This is a genomic window from Nocardia vinacea NBRC 16497 (assembly GCF_000308835.1).
GTDB lineage: Bacteria > Actinomycetota > Actinomycetes > Mycobacteriales > Mycobacteriaceae > Nocardia > Nocardia vinacea.
Genome location: NZ_BAGN01000429.1, coordinates 30010 through 46554, shown reverse-complemented (window position 1 = coordinate 46554; position 16545 = coordinate 30010). Strand labels below are relative to the sequence as shown.

Below are 16545 nucleotides of genomic sequence, written 5' to 3'. Positions count from 1 at the left end.
CACCGGCAGCAGGTCCGGGGCGCCCTTGTATTCGTCAGTGCCGGTTGTCGATCGCGTCGTCGAGTAGGCCGAGATCGGTGCCGAGTTCGGCGGCGATCGACCGGACCGCCGCGACATCCTTGCCGACGAATTCACCTACCGATGCGCTGAATTCGGCCACCGAACCCCGGCCCGCGACACCGGTCAGTGCGCGACTTGCCGCGCTCCCGTGCGGCAGCGCGGCCAACAGGGTGGTCTCGGCAACGCCCAGCTGTTTCCCGAGATCCACTGCCGCGGTGAGTATTCCGAGCTGTGCGGCGAATACGGCGTTGTTGACCAACTTGACGCGCTGGCCCGCGCCGAGCGGACCGACGTGCAGAATCGGGTCGCCGTAGGCGGCCAGCACGGGCCGGACCCGGTCCACGGTCTCGACCGGGCCACCGACGAAGAGGGTGAGTCGCCCGGCCGCGATATCGGGTGGGCCGCCGCTGACGGGCGCGTCGAGCACCTGGATGCCATGTGAGGCAACGGCTTCGGCGGCAATGGCCGCCGCCGTGTGCGGACTGCCGGTGGTGTGCAGGACCAGAGTCGAACCGGATGGCATGGCGGCGAGCAGCGGTGTGCCGAGACATACCGCTCGAACCTGTTCATCGGTGAAGACGCACACGATGACCAGATCGGCGTTGGTCCCGACGGCCGCGGGGGCGGATACCGCCTGCGCGCCGATCTCGGTGAGGGCCCGGCGCGCATCGAGTGACCGGCCGAGCGCGCACACCTCATGTCCGGCCCGGACCAGCCGCTCCACCATGGGACGCCCCATTCGCCCGGCGCCGAGGAATCCGACGCGCATCAGCGCGGATGGTCGATCATCGCGAGGGTCGCGTCCGCGGCGTCGAGCACGATGCCGGGTTCGGCGCTCGCGGCGGCGGCCAGGTCCGCGATCAGACCGACATCCTTGCGCAGCAGCGGCCCGGCGTGCGCGGCGATCCGGTCCAGAGTGCCGCCCGCGGAGACGACACGACCGAGCGCGAAGCTGTCGGCGGTACCGTGCGAGATCACCTCGCCGAGGCGGGCCGGATCGATACCGATCGCCGTGCCGAGCGCGAGAGTGCTTGCCGCCGTGGCGAGATTCGCGGTGAACAGCAGGTTGTTGAGCAGCTTGGCGGTCTGTCCGGCGCCGAGCGGGCCCAGATGGACGACGGGCTCGGCGTAGGTCTCGAATACCGGGCGAGCGCGTTCGACGATATCGGTCGAGCCGCCGACCATCACCAGCAACCGGCCGTCGGCAGCCGCCGCGCCGCCACCGCTGACCGGTGCGTCGATGATCGAAACCCCCTGTGCCACAGCGATATCTGCGAGCTCGCGGCAGGTGTCCGGATGCACCGTGCTGTGCACGGCGAGGATCGTGCCCGCGGCCATGCCCGCCAGTACGCCGTCGGCGCCGGTCACGACTTCGCGGACGTCGGCGTCGCCGACCACGCAGAGGCAGACGAGATCGCTCGCGCCGGCCAGTTCCGCTGGTGATGCGGCGACCTTCGCCGCCGTATCGGCGAACGGCTCGAGCGAGGCGGGCCGCCGTGCCCACAGCGTTGTCTCATATCCGGAGTCGACGATCCGGCGTGCCATCGGCGCACCTTGGCTGCCGAGTCCGATGAATCCGACCCGCATCACGCTTCGCCTTTCGCTTCGGGCCGCCAGAACACGGCGAGCAGGCCCGCGGTGGCGACCAGGCCGACCCCGAGGGCGATGCCGCCACCGGCCCAACCCGTTATCTCGATATCGGCGGCGTGATCGATGGACAGCCACCCGGGACCGAGCAGCCCCAGCGCCAGCGAAACGACCGCGAGCACGAGCACATACTCGTAACCCTCTTTGAATACGAAGAATCCGTTGGTGCGGTGGGCGAGCAGGCCCGCGACCGCCATCACCGAGATGACCGCCGCACACGCCAGCGGAGTCAGCAGCCCGACGATCAACAACACGCCGGCACCGATTTCGGTGACGACGCTCAGCCACGCGTGCAGGACGCCACCGCGTAGTCCGAGGCCGCTGAACCAGCGCGCGGTGCCCGCGATCTTGCCGCCGCCCACCCAGTGATTGACCCCGTGGGCGATCATGGTGCCACCCACGACGACTCGCACGAGTGCGATGGCGACATCGACGACGTCCATCAGTTCTCCTCCTGTGTGGCGCCGTTGAATTGTATTGCCGGGCCGTGGAATTCGCCGGTGCTCCGGGCGACGGCGGCCTCTTCGACGAAGGCCAGCAGCCCGAGGTGGTAGGCGGCGGCCGTATGTCCCATGCTGAGGTTGTGTCCGCTGTTGGGCTGGACATTGAGCACCACCCTGGGCGCGGCGGTGAACCGGTTGGCGACCGCGGCGAGTGCCTCGGGGTCGTTGCGCCATACCCGTTCGTGGTCGCCGACGGTGAACCGCACCGGAATCCGAACCTCGGCGGCAAGCGTGGGGAAGGTGACCGTCGGCCAGTCTTCGACCGAATTCCCTTCGTAGCGTGGGCCATAGGATCCGATCCGCGCACCGCCGACCAGCTCGGGCGGGTACAGCCGGGCCGGATACCACAGCAGTTCGGTGACGCCGCCCGGCACGCCGTCGCGCCGCATGCGCCGACGCCCTTGCGGATCCGGTCCCCACAGGATGTCGTAGGCCTCCTGCTGATGTTCCAAACCCGTCCCGGCCAATTCGAGGCCGAGTAACTCACGGCCGCGCTCGTCGGCCGCCATCCGCAGCGCCAGTTCGCTGCCCGCGGAATGGGCGAGCAAGAAGGTGCCCGCGCCGCGGGGCCGCGACCCGAGATGCTGCTCGGCCGCCGCGTACATCAGATCGACTCGGCGCTGTGGGTCGGCGAGTTCGTCGGCATGCGTGTGCGAGCTGCCGTATCCGGGCCGGTCCAGGGCCAGCACGGTGTATCCCGCCGCGGCGGCCAGCCGCAGCAGTGACAGTCGCGGATGGTCCGGACAGTCGAAATACGCAGAGGTGGTGGCCCCGCCGTGCAGGGCGAGCAGCACCGCCCGCGGCGTCGGCGCCTCGGCCAACAACCCGGACATCGGGATGCCGTCGACCTCGGTGACCACCGGAATCGGGTCGTCGTCGGTGAGCAGGGAGAAATCGGATCCGGCAATCGTCATGAATCGCTCCGCAGCAGCATTGCCCCACCGGGGGTGAGCCCGCCGCTCGACACCACACCGATGCGGGCGTCGGCAACCTGACGCGCACCGGCTTCACCGCGCAACTGCAGGATCGCCTCGTGCAGCAGGCCCATGCCGTGGGTGCGGCCGTGCGAGAGCTGGCCACCGTGGGTATTGAGCGGGAGCAGGCCGTCGCGGGCGATGTTCTTACCGCCGTCGAGGAAGTCCTTGGCCTCGCCGATACCGCAGAAGCCGAGGGCCTCCAGCCAGGACAGGCAGTTGAAGGTGAAGCCGTCGTACAACTCGGCGACGTCTACGTCGGTGGGACGCAACGTGGTTCGGGTCCACAGGTGCGCGGCCGGGCCGAGTACCTGTGGTTCGTGGGTGAGGGTGCTCTGATCCCATTCGATGCGCTCGATGATCTGGGTGCCGACCGCCTCCACCAGAACGGGTGGTTTGGCCAGATCGCGCGCCGCGTCCACGCTCGAGACGATGACCGCGATCGCGCCGTCGCAAGGCACATCGCAGTCGTAGAGCCCGAACGGGGTGGTGATCGTGCGCGCCTCGAGGTAGTCCTGCATGGTCATCGGATCTCGGTAGATCGCGGTCGGCTCGAGTTCGGCATTCGCGCGCTGGTTCAGTGCGATCCAGCCGAGGGTTTCGCGAGTGGTGCCATAGCGATGGAAATGCCGTTGTGCGTTCTGCGCCAAGGTATGTGCCGCCGAGGTGGCGCCGAAGGGGGCCATCCAGCCGGGTGTGCGCCCACTCGAGGGCTTGATCTTGCCGGTACGCATCAGATCGTTGAACGTGGCTTCCCACAGGGTGCGGAAACACAACACATGCCTGGCGAGCCCGCCCGCGACCGCGAGCATGGCCGCGATGACCGCCCCACCGGGGCCGAAGGTTTCGATGCCGCCGTTGTACCAGGTCGGCCGGATGCCGAGGGCGGACTCCAGGGCAGTGACACCGCCCTCGCTGAATCCGCCCATATTGCCGCCGCCGGGATAGGTCGACAGGCCGTCGATATCGTCGAGTGTCAATCCGGCGTCGGCGACCGCGCGTTCGCAGGCCTGGATGGTCAGCCGCAGCGGCGGAACCTGCAGCCGCCGCCCGATCGGCGACATACCGATACCGGTGAGCGCGACCCGGTCCTCGAATTTCTCCGAGCGCACCATGGGCCGAACGTGCCGCCAGAACTCTTGTGGCGCAATATCGTCCACGGGCAGCGGTGCCGGTTCCGGCTGTGTTTCGACGGGCCGGAACAGCGGCAGCCAGACGTCGTCGTCCTGTTGGAAGACCACCTCGAGTCGCATACCGAGAACCAGGGCAGCCGGATCGCAGTCGATCACATTGGTGGTCAGCCGAACTCGCGGATCCTCCTCGAGCGCGACCTGCGCCACGACGTAGGGCGCGGGCAGTCCCGGCACACCGAAACGGTGGTTGACGGTGAAGCCGGCGAGTGTGGCGAAGCCGGAGACGGCACGCACTCCCATCTCGTGTCCACGGCAGTACCGGCACACCGGCTGCGGTGGATGGATCAGTGCCGCACAGGATTCACATTCCTGTATGCGCAGCGTGCCATCGCTCCCCGAGGTCCAGAAGAACTCGTTCTCGAGGGTGAGCAATGGCAGTGGACGTCCCGATGCTTCGCCCATATCGCCTCCTCGCTCTTTCGTCAGATCTGGGCGTCGCCTTTGCGCACGGTGACCGGTTCGGCCAGTCGCTGCTCATCGCAGATGCGCTGCAGTTTCGCCAGGGTTTCGTCGAGTCCGGCGCCCAGCCGGGGACCGGGGGTAAAGGCGGCAGGCAGATGCCGCATACCCTGGATGACGCCGATGGTGTCGTAATGTACGGCGTCTTCGGGATCGCAGCGATAGTCCGGCATCCGGTCGAACACCGCGAGCAGCATTCGCTTGAACACCATGCGCGCCATATTGGAACCGATGCAGCGATGCACGCCGAGACCGAAACTGTAGTGCCGATTGCCCCGTCGTTCCATATCGATCTCATTGGGGTTGTCGAACACCTCGGGATCCCGGTTGGCCATCGCCCACGACAGCCACAGCCGCTCACCCTCGGCGAACCGCTTGCCCCCGACCTCGCAATCCTGGGCGAAGGTACGGCCGTCACCCGGTGCGGGGGTGAAGTAGCGCAGGAACTCCTCGGTCGCGGAATCCAGCATGAGATCGCGTTCGCGGCTGAGCAATTCGCGCTGATCCGGATTCTCCGACAGCCATTCCAATGCGTGCGCCGTGAGAGCGGTGGTGGTGTCGAAACCGCCGCCGATAATGAGGCTGAGCATGCCGAGCGCGTCCATATCGGAGATCGGCTCGCCGTTCAGGGTGGACTCCGCGACGGCGTGCAGCATGCCCGGCCGCGGATTCTGTTTGACCTCCAGATAATTCGTCAGCAGGTCAAGGCCCATGGCGCGGTGCATCTCGGCGATCCGCGGGGTGTCCGGCGAATCCGGTGGGGTGTACACCGAGGCGTGCGCCGGTTCGTTGTAGATGGTCCACTTGTCCAGCGGGATGCCCAGCATCGCGAGGGTGAGCACCGCGGGCACGATATTCGCCAACTCGTCGACGAAATCGATACTGCCGCTTTCGATCTGCTCGTCGATACTGGCGCGCACGATTTCGTCGACGAACGGAATCCAGCGCTGCACCGCCGCTGGGGACAGATACGGATTCAGCGCCGAGCGCAGTTCCCGCTGTTCGGGCGGGTCCATTTCCAGGATGCCCGCGCGAATACCCTGGCCGCGTTCCGGCGTCGGAATGGAAATCCCCTTGTAGCCGCGGCGCTCCCCATTGGGGTCGTTGTCGTTGGAGATGTGCGGGCAGCGGGCCAGTTCGAACACTTCGCGGTTACCCGCGGCCACCCAGTGTCCGCCGTAGGTTTCGGTCCAGGCGACCGGGCACTCGCTCTGCATCTGCTGGGTGATGTCGACGAACTGTCCGCGATATTGCGGGGTGTGTCGATCGAAATGAAATTCCGGCTGTCTGCGCTCGGCATCGGATGCGATTTCGGTCATCGGCGGTTCCTCTATTCGGTGCTGGAGATCGCCCGCTCGGGGCAGGACCGGACGGCCTCGCGCACGTTGTCCTGCTGATCGGCGGAAACGTCTTCGCTGACCGGTGACGAATGCCCGTCGATTTCACTGAGTTCGAACACTTTCGGGGCAATCATCGCGCACAGGGTGTGCCCCTGGCAGCGCTCGTCATCGACTCGAACCTTCACGGTATTTCTTCCCTTCAGACGCGGTAGTCGTACCACTTCAGATAGCCGCCGCCATCGACCCGCAGCTGGGTACCGGTGATGAAACGGGACTCATCGGAGGCCAGGAACAACACCGCGTTGCTGATCTCCTCCGGATCGACATAGGGGACCGGCATGGCCTGCTGTACGAAGAAGGCGGGTTCGGCGTCGGCGCGGGTGGGATGTTCGAGATCCGGCCGGAACGACCGATACATCGGCTCGCTGTGCAGCATGGGGGTGTCGCAATTGGTCGGGTGCACGACATTGGCCCGAATACTGCTCGCGGCCAAGTGGGTGGCGATCTCGTGGATGTATTGCGACAGAAGGCGTTTGGCGACCATATAGGCGACACCGCCCGGATCCTTGCCCGGCTGATCGACTTTGGAGAAGTCCATCAGCGCCGCGGTCGAACCGGTGGCGACGATCGATGCGCCCGCGCCGAGATGCGGCAGCGCCGCCTGGACGGCGTTGATGACGCCGATCAGGTTGGTGTCGATGACATCGGTCCAGGCCTGCCACTGCGGCTCGCCCTTCATACCGGCGATGCCGGCTTGGGCCACCACGATGTCGAGATGGCCGAATTCGGCGATACCGCGCTCGATCACCGCGGCGAGTTGCGCTCGGTCGCGCACGTCGGCCTGTTCGGCGATGATGCGCCGACCGGTTTTCTCGACGAGACGGGTGGTCTCCTCGAGATCCTCCGGTCGCGATAGCGAGTACTGGATGCTCTCGATATCACGGCAGATATCCACCGCGATGATGTCGGCACCCTCCTCGGCGAGCTTCACCGCGTGGCTGCGGCCCTGGCCTCGCGCGGCTCCGGTGACGAAGGCGACCTTGCCCTCCACACGTCCCACGGCTGTTCCTTTCGGTCCTACTTCTTCTGGGCTGCACCGCCCGTGCCGAGGCACGGGCGGGTTCAGGTATTACGGCCGCCGTTGACGCCGAGGATCTGGCCGGTTATGTAGCCCGCGTCCTCGGAGATCAGGAACGAGCAGGCGGCGGCGATATCGGCGGGGCGGCCGACCCGGCGCACCGGGGTGCGCTGGATGTGCTCCTCGATGGTTCCGCCGAGCAGTTGCTTCTCCTCGGACCGGCGCAGCATGGGGGTATCGATGAAGCCCGGCGGAACCGCGTTGACGGTGATCCCGTACGGACCCAGTTCCAGCGCAAGCGATTTGGTGAGGCCGTTGAGTCCGGACTTGGCCGCCACGTACGCCGCCATGAACGGCTGGCCGGAGTGGGTACTGGAGGAGGAGATATTGACGATGCGTCCCCAGTTCGCGGCCGTCATATCCGGCAGAACGGCTTGGACGGTGTGGAATACGCCGTGCAGGTTGACATCGATGATGCGCTGCCACTCCTCGAAAGTGAGGTTCTGGAAGCGGCGGTACTTCTCGATTCCGGCGGCATTGACCAGCACGGTGATCGGACCCAGCTTCGCGCGCACATCGGTCAACGCCGCGGCGATCTCGTCCGGTTTCGACACGTCGGCCTGATACGCGAAATCGTCCTCGGCGGACGGGTTCACGTCGAGGGTGGCGACGTTCAGGCCGTCGGCGCGCAGGCGCTCGACGATGCCGAGGCCGATGCCCGAGGCGCCTCCGGTGACCACAGCGGTTTTCACGCAAGAATCTCCCTTCCGGATGTTGAGAACCGTACTCTCGCGTTGATCGTACGCGCAAGACTTCCCGGGTGATGGGGGGAATCGACATGCGAGCACCGATGTCATCCGCGCGCGACATTGGTTGCCTATTTCGGGATTGTTGCTACAGTCGCGCAAGCGATGAACGTATGATTCTCCAATAGCGAGAATGAAGTTTCCATTGCGTAGCGGAGGAGACCGGATGTCAGTGCAAGAAGAAGTGGCCGCCCGGACGGAGCAGATTCCGACCCGGCGGCTGCTCGTCGATGGACAGTTGATCGAGACCGGGCGCACGCTCGCCTCACTCAATCCCGCGACGGGCGAGGTGTACGGGTACGCACCGGAGGCAGGCCTTCCCGAGACCGACGCGGCCATCGCCGCGGCCCGGCGGGCCTTCGACACCACGACCTGGGCCACCGACGCCGCATTCCGCGCGCACTGCCTCGAACAGCTCTACCAGGCATTTCGCGATAACGTCGAAGAACTGCGGGAGCTGACGATCGCGGAGGTCGGCGCGACCAGGCAGCTCACGCAGGGTAACCAGCTCGAGATTCCCTTCGAGATCGTCCGCTTCTACGCCGGACTGCTGTCGAAGTTCTCCTTCACCGAGGACCTCGGCGATATCGAAATCCGGGGTCAGCGCCACCGGCGCTGGGTCGAGAAGGAAGCCGCGGGCGTGGTGTCGGCCATCGCGGCTTACAACTATCCGCATCAGCTCGCATTGGCCAAGCTCGCGCCCGCGCTCGCGGCCGGTTGCACGGTGGTGCTCAAGGGCGCACCGGATACGCCGCTGGCCACCCTGGCGCTCGGCGAGATCATCGCGCGCCACACCGACATTCCCGCCGGTGTGGTCAACGTGCTCACCTCCTCGGATGTGGCTGTCGGCGAACGGATGACGACCCATCCCGATGTAGACGTGGTCACCTTCACCGGTTCGACGCCGGTGGGACGCAAGATCATGGCCGCCGCGAGCGAGACGCTGAAGCGAGTGTTCCTCGAGCTCGGCGGCAAATCGGCCGCGATCCTGCTCGACGACGCCGACTACCGGACGGCAGCACAGTTCGCGGCGTTCAGCATTGTCGTCCATGCCGGGCAGGGCTGTGCGTTGACGTCCCGGCTGTTGGTGCCGCGCAAGGACCACGACGCGATCGTGGAACTGGTCGCACAGAATTTCGCGCACGTGCGCTACGGCGACCCCGCCGATCCGAAAACCTATATGGGCCCACTGATCAGCGAGCGCCAGCGCGACAAGGTCGACGGCTTGGTGCAGCGCGCTGTGGCGGCGGGTGCCCAACTGGTAACCGGTGGCAAGAAGGTCGATCCGGGCTTCTTCTACCTGCCGACGCTGCTGGCAGGTGTCGATCCGGACAGCGAAATCGCCCAGGAGGAGGTCTTCGGGCCGGTGCTCGCGGTGATCCCGTACGAGGACGACGACGATGCCGTACGGATCGCGAACAACTCGATCTACGGCCTGTCCGGCGGCGTGTTCAGCGCCGACGAGGAGCGGGCGCTGGCGGTGGCGCGGCGTATCCGCACCGGCACCATGAGCATCAACGGCGGCAACTACTTCGCTGCCGACGCACCTTTCGGCGGTTATAAACAGTCCGGCATCGGCCGGGAGATGGGAGTCGACGGGTTGACGGAATTCCTGGAGATCAAGACCTTCGCGGCGGCGGTCCGATGAGCGCGGGGCCACTCGACGGGATCCGCGTCCTCGAGGTCGCGATGTACGGGTTCGTGCCCTCCGCGGGCGCCGTGCTCTCCGACTGGGGTGCGGACGTGATCAAGGTCGAGCACGCGGTCACCGGTGACCCGCAGCGCGGGCTGCGTCAGATCGCCACATTCAAGGTCGAGGGCGACCCCAATCCCAATGTGGAACATGCCAATCGGGGCAAGCGCAGTATCGGGGTCGATATGTCGGTGCCCGAGGGCCGGACGGTGATCCACGACCTGGCCGAGACCGCGGACGTATTCCTGACCAGTTTCCTGCCGCAGCACCGAAGCAAGTTCGGTATCGATGTCGACGACATTCGCGCGGTGAACCCGAAGATCATCTATGCCCGCGGCAGCGGTCTCGGCCCGCGCGGCGCGGAGGCCGATAAAGGCGGCTACGACATGACCGCCTACTGGTGCCGCGGCAGCGTCGCCGCCACCATCACCCCGCCCGATATCGACGGACTGATCCCTCCACCCGGTCCGGCATTCGGTGACACCATCTCCGGAACCAATCTGGCGGGCGGCATCGCGGCCGCGCTGCTGAAGCGGGAACGCACGGGCGAGCCGTCGATCGTGGATGTGTCGCTGCTGAGCAGCGGGCTGTGGTCGATGGGGCACACCATCGCGCTCTCGGCGTATATGGGGGAGCCGCTGCGCGCATTTCCGACCGGATCACACGGTTCACCGTCGAATCCGCTGTCGGGGTTGTACGCCACCAAGGACGGTCGGTATCTGTCGCTGGTCATGTTGCAGCCCGGCAAGTTCTGGGCCGACGTATGCCGACATATCGACCGGCCGGACCTCGTGGAAGATCCGCGGTTCGCCGATGCCGCCGCGATCGCGACCAATACCGCTGCGGCGGTGCAGATCCTGCGCGAGGTGTTCGCCACCCGCACGCTCGCCGAGTGGACCGAGCGTTTCGCGACCCTGTCCGGGCCGTGGGCGCCGGTGCAGGACGCGCTCCAGGCGATCGACGATCCGCAGGTGCAGGCGAACGAATATGTCCGCAAAGCCGGTGAGCTGCAGCTGGTTTCGAGTCCGGTGCAGTTCGATCTCGCCGCCCCCGACCTGCGTCCCGGCCCGGAATTCGCCGCGCAGACCGACGAGGTCCTGCTCGAACTCGGCCTGGACTGGGACCGCATCATCGCGCTCAAAACCGCGGGTGCGATCACGTAATTCGCTGGAGTACCCATGACCTACATAGCTTCGATAGGTACCTACCTGCCGTGCTGGGGCACCCAGCGCCATCGGGTGCTCGGTGACGACGAGGACGCGATCACCCTGGCGGTGGAGGCCGGCCGCGCCGCACTGCACGACGCCGGTCCGGTGGAACGGGTGATCGTGGTCAGTCGCGATCTGCCGCTGGTGGGAAGCAGTAATGCCGCGGTCCTGCTGGCGGGACTCGGGCTGGATCCGGAACTGGAGGTGATCGAGCGGCTCGGTGGCGCGCCCGCCACCCTCGACTCGCTCAGTTCCGCCCGGCCGCGCACCCTGATCATCGGGGTGGATACCGAACCCGCGGGCGCGGCCGCGGCATTGATCTCCGATCACGGCATGCAGGTGCGCACCGCCGCCCGGGTGGCGCGCAGCCTGCCGGTGCGGACCCGCAATGCCGTTGGGGCCGTGCACGATTACGGCGATCCGCGACTGCTGCACACGCGCGGCTTATTGGCCTCGCTGGCTGCGGCCTGGCTGGATACGCCGGTGGCGGTGGCCGGGGTCGACGACAAACAGGCGGCCGCGCTGTGCCTCGGCGGCCCGCCGTCGCTGCCGACGGTGGGCGCCAGCGCCGGACTGTTCGCCTTGGCGGCCATGGCCGAATGGGGCAGCACGGGCCTGCTGGTGGGGGTGGAGCAGGCCAGCCTGTCCGGTATCACGGTGGCCACCGGTACGGCCGTGCTGCAGCGGCGCGAGTCGACGGCCAGAGAGCTGCCCGAAGGCGACCTGTGGCCGGGATCCGAGCTTCCGATCTCGCTGGCCGCCTACGAGCGCGCATTCGAGGCGAAGGTGCGCTGGGAGGCCGGAAAACACTCCGGCAGTGACGAACTGGACTTCCCACCGCGCTATCGGGTCGCCTCGGACGGCGGTCTGAGCACCGACTACACACTGGTGCCGCTGCCGCGCACCGGCACCGTGTACACCGAGGCCACTGTCGCGATCCCGGTGCCTGGGCTGAGAAGTCCGTACACCCTGGTGATCATCGAACTCGACGGTGTCGGGGTGCGGGCGCTGGCGAAGGTGACGGGCACCGATCCGGGCACCGTGGCGATCGGGGACCGTGGGCGCATGGTGCTGCGCCGGGTCGCGGTGCGCTCGGGGGTGCCCGATTATGGATATGCATTCGAACCGGAGGTCGCGCGGTGCGGGAAGTAGCCATCGTCGGTGCGGGTATGACGCCCTTCGCCGAGCATTTCGCCCTCGGCGTCAAGGATCTGGTGCCGATGGCGTTCGCCGAATGCGCCGCCAGCATCGATAAGGGGTTGGCCACCTCCGATCTGCAGGCGGCCTGGTTCGGTGCGATGGGCAATACCGACGGATTCCCGGCCGGGATTGTCGCCGATGCGCTCGGGCTCCCGGATCTGCCGGTGACCCGGGTCGAAAACTCCTGTGCGACAGGCAATGACGCGGTGCGCAATGCCCTGTTCGGCATTGCCTCCGGTGCTTTCGACGTGGCCCTTGTCGTCGGCGCGGACAAGTTACGCGAGACCGCGCAGAAGGACATGCTGTGGGAGTGGGAGGCGATGGCCCGCGATATGGCATGGGACTACCCACTCGGCCTGATCGCGCCCGTCGGATTCGCGCTGCACGTGGCCCGATATCTGCACGAATCGCCCGCGACCAGACAGCATTTGGCCATGGTTGCGGTGAAGAACCACCGGCATGGTGTGCGTAATCCCAAGGCCCGCTTGCGTTTCGAGATCAGCTTGGAACAGGCGCTGGCGGCGCCGATCGTGGCCGGACCGTTCGGGCTCTACGACTGCGCACCGCAGAGCGATGGTGCGGCGGCGCTGGTGCTCGCCGCGGCGGATGTGGTCGACCGCTACACCGATCGCCCGGTGTGGATCCGCGGTGTCGGCCTCGGCCTGGATTCGGTGATGCACCAGCACAAGCGGGATATGACGACCTTCCCCGCCACCGTGCGAGCCGCCGAGGCGGCCTTCTCGATGGCGGGTCTGACTCCCGCGGATGTCGATGTCGCCGAGGTGCACGACTTCTTCACCGGTATCGAACTGATCAGCTACGAGGACCTCGGCTTCGCCGAGCGATTCGGGGCCGCGAAACTGATCGAGAGCGGAGTCACCGAGGTCGGCGGCGCGCTGCCGGTGAATCCGAGCGGCGGCCTGAAGGCCAAGGGACATCCGCCGGGGGCGACCGGCGTGGCCCAGTGCGTCGAGTTGTTCCAGCAGTTGCGCGGCACGGCGGTGAATCAGGTCGACGGTGCGCGTATCGGCTTGGCGCACAACCTAGGTGGGCCGACGGCGGTGTCGGCGGTGACGATCCTGGAAGGACCCGGCGCTTGACCGCGGGGCCGGAAGCCGTCGCGCTGGTTTCGGGCAGCGCGAAAAGTCGTCGTGCCGTATTGGACCGGGCAGCGCGGTGTGTCGGCCCCGCAGGGACTGTGCACGTGGTCTGTGACGGGGTCTCACCGTCGATGCTGTTCGGATCCATCGCGCTGAGCGGGCTGTTCATCGACGCCGTCGGACTCGAGGCCGTGGACTTCACCAGTACCGCCCGCATTCTGGCATTGCACGGCTGTGGCTGGAGTTGGTGGTGGGGGCCGGTCGGCGCACATGCCGTCGCGGTGCGGCGGTCCGCGGCGCTGGGCGCGGTAATGGTGCTGCCGACCCGCTCACTGACGCTCCAGGTCCGGGTCGCGGTCCGGCTGCCCGACGCCGACCACGACCACGCCGCAAAGAGGGATCGGGCCGGCTAGTGCCTCGTCCGTGGCACCATCCCGTCGAGCGCAGTCGAATTGCGGTGTCGGACGGCGTGGCGAGCCACCTTTCGACTGCGCTCGGCGTGCAGACGGGGCATTAGTAGGGCGCGAGTCCGTCTTCGTGGGCCATCCAGTGCACGAAGCGGTGTAGTGGGTACATGGCGTCGTGGGGGTTGCCGATTGTGCTCGGTCCGGCTTCGCCGAGGCGGACGATGCGCTGTGCGCCGCCGCTGGCCAGCCGGTCGCGGTAGTCGGCCATCCGGTCGAACGGAAAGAAGCCGACCGTCTGCGTCGCCACATTGACGTATTTCATCGCCGTGTCGAGGCTGTCCACGCGAACCACGTTGGCGGTCTTGTTGATCGGGTGGAAATCCACGGGTTCATCGGAACGGATCACCAGTCCCTTGCCGTCGGTCCGTCCCCAGACCTGGAACTCGTCGTCGAGCATCATCAGGGTGTCGATCTGCTCGCGCAAATCGATATCGAGCGGCCGGGTGTCGCCCGATCCGGCGGCCTTGTCGACGATGCGGGCGTGCAGCCGTGCGCAGAAGCGGTCGGCGTCGGCCTGATCGGCCTCGACATAGACGAAACGGCTTGCGACGCAGGCCTCCTGGTTGAGCACCATCACATCGGCGGCGGCGAGTTCCGCCGCCCGGTCGAGTGCCTCATCCGAGGCGAAGGCCTCCCGGCCGACCATCGAGATCGATGTCTTCGGGTCGAAGGACACCAGTTGGAAGCCCGGCCCGAGATATTTGATCACGTTGTCGATCGCGTCGCCGCCACCCCAGGCGACGATCTTGTCGAAATACTGCGGCCGGTACAGCACCCGCTCCACCGCATCGTCGCCGCCGCGCCAGTAGAGCGCGGACATCGACCGCACAATGGCGTGGCCGGGATCGATATCGGCCATGGTCCGCAGGATCGCGACCGTGGTGAACGGATCACTCGACGACATCTTGAACAGATTGACCGCCTTGACCAGTGCGCCGTGGGCAATGGATTTCACCGCGACGCCGGGGGAGTTGCCGGGCAGCACATGGATCAGCCGCGGTGCGAATGCCCGCACGAAACTCTGGCGACCGGTGAAGTCGCGCTTGGGAATCCACTCGTCCAGCGCCCGCGGGTTCGGAAAATTCTGTTCGACCACGGTTTCGAGCAGCCGCTTGTCGAGATAGCCCGCCGCACCCATGACCTGTGCCTGCAGCACGGCGCGCGGCAGCACATGGGTGGACGACATCCGGTCGATGCAGTCGCGCACGAACGGGTTTTCGGGGGCGCGCAGCCGTCGGCCGGTCTCGACGAGGAAATCGATGATCTCCGCGAGCGGGACATTCAGCAGCGGTGGCACCTCGCTGCGCGGATGCACTGCGCGGTCCATGGGGATGCGTGGTGTCGCGAAGGTGACGCCCAGATCGCGCGAGCGATGCGTGACGTCGTCACCCTCTAACAATTCGCCGCGCAGGAAGAACGGCGCGGCCGCCACGGTGTCTGCGATAGTCACGACAGCCCCCGTACGTACGCGTCGACGGTTCCGGCGCAGCCGATCTTGTCGTCGCCCTTGATGTCGGCGTATCGGACGATGTCATTGCGGACCGACGGGCCCTTGTTGCCACAGGCACAGGGGTCGATATCGAGTGCGATCTTGTCGCCGGTGATGATCCCGCCCCAGCGTCCGTCCAGGGAGAGATCGAAAAATGCGGCGCGGCCTTCGATTTCACCGGATTCGTGCGGCAATGGCGTCGCACCGTCCTCATCGAGGATGAACGGCACGATCCATGGTGGTATGTGATAGCGATCGCCCTTGCGGCACTTGGGCATTCCGGAATTGAGCTCTTGCATCGAGTAGTTCTGGAAGTCTCGGTCGGCCGGGATATTGAAGGTCTGGTGGACGAATTGCTGGTAATCCGGTGGCAATTGGGCACGCTTGAGGCCACCGCCGACATAAAGGCAGTTGTCGGGGTGGAAGTCCGCGGCGGAGTAGCCCATATCGCGGACGATCGCGGCCACCTGGTACAGCGCATTCCACATGCCCGAGATATAGAGCTTGTCCGCGCGGTATCGCACGAGCGCCTCGGCACCGGCGATCATCGCTTTGTCGAGCGCCTCCTGCCGCTCCCTGGAGGTCCGGTCGAAATCGGCCAGTTCCTCCGGTCGCGCGGTGCCGTCGGCGATCTTCTTGCGCAGCACCACCATTTTGGTCAGCGAGCCGACGGTGATCGGTGGAATGGGCAGGCGGAAACGCTCTTTGGCCGGATCACCGAACGCCGCCTGCTGGGCCGCGGCGATGACGGTGTTCTTCGGGACCGACGCGGTGGCGGCGATCCCGACCATCCGCCGGTCCTGTGCGGGCCGCACACCCGAACCCCAGGAGAAGACATTGACCGTATCCTTGCGCGACCATTCCATATCCCGCTCCGAGGCGAGCAGCATGGCCGACTTACCGGTCGTTCCGCTGGAACAGGAGACGTAGTGCCCAGCGGCCTGCAGCCGCCCGATCCAGTCGTCGATATCGGCGATGTCCGAGGTCTCGATCGGGCTGATGGGATAGGGCGATACGGTGCCGAGCCACTTGCCGAGCCGATCCCACTTCTCCTCGATCAGAAACCTTTCCGGATAACTCTTGTAGACCGAGTGCGGGAACAGCAGCGGCACCATATCCGCGCGGTCGCGGATCTCGGTGATACCGGCCTCCCGCGCGCGGTGGCCCAGCAGCTTGATCCGGTCGTGGTGCTGTCGGAGTTTTTCGTCGAGTGCCGCGACCTGGGTTTCACGCAGGTCGGCGGCGGAATGGTCGAAACGATCGGCGGCATCGGCCAGCCGTGTCAGGGTTTCGATGGCTGAGCTCACGGGGGAGTCCTTCCCGGTGAC

At 66.6% G+C, this 16545-nt stretch carries 16 protein-coding genes; 5 read left to right on the top strand and 11 right to left on the bottom strand.

Annotated features, from left to right (window positions below; all coding sequences use genetic code 11):
• Positions 1 to 34: 34 nt before the first annotated feature.
• The 9 genes from ON44_RS45895 to ON44_RS45855 form a co-directional block, all read right to left on the bottom strand.
• Complete coding sequence (locus ON44_RS45895) at positions 35 to 829, bottom strand: NAD(P)-dependent oxidoreductase (protein ID WP_040701788.1); 795 nt, start codon at positions 827 to 829, stop codon at positions 35 to 37.
• Positions 829 to 1647 (bottom strand): NAD(P)-dependent oxidoreductase, encoded by an 819-nt coding sequence (locus ON44_RS45890; RefSeq protein WP_040701786.1) that lies wholly within the window; start codon positions 1645 to 1647, stop codon positions 829 to 831. The genes ON44_RS45895 and ON44_RS45890 overlap by 1 nt, the downstream gene beginning before the upstream one ends.
• The gene (locus ON44_RS45885; RefSeq protein WP_040701785.1) at positions 1647 to 2150 is read right to left on the bottom strand and encodes a DoxX family protein; all 504 of its coding nucleotides are present in this window, start codon (positions 2148 to 2150) and stop codon (positions 1647 to 1649) included. Before ON44_RS45885 ends, ON44_RS45890 begins: the two co-directional genes overlap by 1 nt.
• Positions 2150 to 3124 carry an alpha/beta fold hydrolase gene (locus tag ON44_RS45880; RefSeq protein ID WP_040701784.1) on the bottom strand — a complete coding sequence of 325 codons (975 nt, stop codon included), beginning with the start codon at positions 3122 to 3124 and terminating at the stop codon, positions 2150 to 2152. Before ON44_RS45880 ends, ON44_RS45885 begins: the two co-directional genes overlap by 1 nt.
• Positions 3121 to 4779, bottom strand: a complete 1659-nt coding sequence (locus ON44_RS45875; protein WP_040701782.1) for a thiolase C-terminal domain-containing protein — start codon at positions 4777 to 4779, stop codon at positions 3121 to 3123. The genes ON44_RS45880 and ON44_RS45875 overlap by 4 nt, the downstream gene beginning before the upstream one ends.
• Before the next feature lie 20 nt (positions 4780 to 4799).
• A complete protein-coding gene (locus ON44_RS45870; RefSeq protein ID WP_040701780.1) occupies positions 4800 to 6155 on the bottom strand; it encodes a cytochrome P450 in 1356 nt (451 codons plus the stop codon).
• Positions 6156 to 6166: 11 nt separating this feature from the next.
• Positions 6167 to 6361 (bottom strand): ferredoxin, encoded by a 195-nt coding sequence (locus ON44_RS45865; protein WP_040701778.1) that lies wholly within the window; start codon positions 6359 to 6361, stop codon positions 6167 to 6169.
• Between the two features lie 14 nt (positions 6362 to 6375).
• Positions 6376 to 7236 carry a mycofactocin-coupled SDR family oxidoreductase gene (locus ON44_RS45860; RefSeq protein ID WP_040701776.1) on the bottom strand — a complete coding sequence of 287 codons (861 nt, stop codon included), beginning with the start codon at positions 7234 to 7236 and terminating at the stop codon, positions 6376 to 6378.
• A gap of 62 nt (positions 7237 to 7298) precedes the next feature.
• Complete coding sequence (locus ON44_RS45855) at positions 7299 to 8006, bottom strand: SDR family NAD(P)-dependent oxidoreductase (protein ID WP_040701775.1); 708 nt, start codon at positions 8004 to 8006, stop codon at positions 7299 to 7301.
• Positions 8007 to 8226: 220 nt separating this feature from the next.
• Here ON44_RS45855 and ON44_RS45850 point away from each other — a divergent pair, with 220 nt between their 5' ends.
• From ON44_RS45850 to ON44_RS45830, 5 genes are read left to right on the top strand one after another with little or no spacing between them, the layout of a single operon-like run.
• Entirely contained in the window at positions 8227 to 9708 is a 1482-nt protein-coding gene (locus ON44_RS45850; RefSeq protein WP_040701773.1) for an aldehyde dehydrogenase family protein, read from the top strand.
• Positions 9705 to 10916: a CaiB/BaiF CoA transferase family protein gene (locus ON44_RS45845; protein ID WP_040701772.1), complete on the top strand. Its 1212-nt coding sequence runs from the start codon at positions 9705 to 9707 to the stop codon at positions 10914 to 10916. Before ON44_RS45850 ends, ON44_RS45845 begins: the two co-directional genes overlap by 4 nt.
• A 15-nt stretch (positions 10917 to 10931) precedes the next feature.
• Positions 10932 to 12113: an OB-fold domain-containing protein gene (locus ON44_RS45840; RefSeq protein WP_040701771.1), complete on the top strand. Its 1182-nt coding sequence runs from the start codon at positions 10932 to 10934 to the stop codon at positions 12111 to 12113.
• Positions 12101 to 13261 carry a thiolase C-terminal domain-containing protein gene (locus ON44_RS45835; protein ID WP_040701770.1) on the top strand — a complete coding sequence of 387 codons (1161 nt, stop codon included), beginning with the start codon at positions 12101 to 12103 and terminating at the stop codon, positions 13259 to 13261. Before ON44_RS45840 ends, ON44_RS45835 begins: the two co-directional genes overlap by 13 nt.
• The gene (locus tag ON44_RS45830) at positions 13258 to 13674 is read left to right on the top strand and encodes a hypothetical protein (protein WP_157187650.1); all 417 of its coding nucleotides are present in this window, start codon (positions 13258 to 13260) and stop codon (positions 13672 to 13674) included. The genes ON44_RS45835 and ON44_RS45830 overlap by 4 nt, the downstream gene beginning before the upstream one ends.
• 100 nt (positions 13675 to 13774) lie before the next feature.
• Here ON44_RS45830 and ON44_RS45825 read toward each other — a convergent pair whose 3' ends face one another.
• Together ON44_RS45825 and ON44_RS45820 are read right to left on the bottom strand one after the other, a co-directional pair.
• Positions 13775 to 15178: an acyl-CoA reductase gene (locus ON44_RS45825; RefSeq protein ID WP_040701768.1), complete on the bottom strand. Its 1404-nt coding sequence runs from the start codon at positions 15176 to 15178 to the stop codon at positions 13775 to 13777.
• The gene (locus ON44_RS45820; RefSeq protein WP_040701766.1) at positions 15175 to 16524 is read right to left on the bottom strand and encodes a hypothetical protein; all 1350 of its coding nucleotides are present in this window, start codon (positions 16522 to 16524) and stop codon (positions 15175 to 15177) included. Before ON44_RS45820 ends, ON44_RS45825 begins: the two co-directional genes overlap by 4 nt.
• Positions 16525 to 16545 lie beyond the last annotated feature (21 nt).

Excerpts from the sequence above, each read along its gene's own strand:
- ON44_RS45895 (WP_040701788.1), bottom strand. The coding sequence starts at position 829 with ATGCGCGTCGGATTCCTCGGCGCCGGGCGAATGGGGCGTCCCATGGTG.
- ON44_RS45890 (WP_040701786.1), bottom strand. The coding sequence starts at position 1,647 with ATGCGGGTCGGATTCATCGGACTCGGCAGCCAAGGTGCGCCGATGGCA.
- ON44_RS45885 (WP_040701785.1), bottom strand. The coding sequence starts at position 2,150 with ATGGACGTCGTCGATGTCGCCATCGCACTCGTGCGAGTCGTCGTGGGT.
- ON44_RS45880 (WP_040701784.1), bottom strand. The coding sequence starts at position 3,124 with ATGACGATTGCCGGATCCGATTTCTCCCTGCTCACCGACGACGACCCG.
- ON44_RS45875 (WP_040701782.1), bottom strand. The coding sequence starts at position 4,779 with ATGGGCGAAGCATCGGGACGTCCACTGCCATTGCTCACCCTCGAGAAC.
- ON44_RS45870 (WP_040701780.1), bottom strand. The coding sequence starts at position 6,155 with ATGACCGAAATCGCATCCGATGCCGAGCGCAGACAGCCGGAATTTCAT.
- ON44_RS45850 (WP_040701773.1), top strand. The coding sequence starts at position 8,227 with ATGTCAGTGCAAGAAGAAGTGGCCGCCCGGACGGAGCAGATTCCGACC.
- ON44_RS45845 (WP_040701772.1), top strand. The coding sequence starts at position 9,705 with ATGAGCGCGGGGCCACTCGACGGGATCCGCGTCCTCGAGGTCGCGATG.
- ON44_RS45840 (WP_040701771.1), top strand. The coding sequence starts at position 10,932 with ATGACCTACATAGCTTCGATAGGTACCTACCTGCCGTGCTGGGGCACC.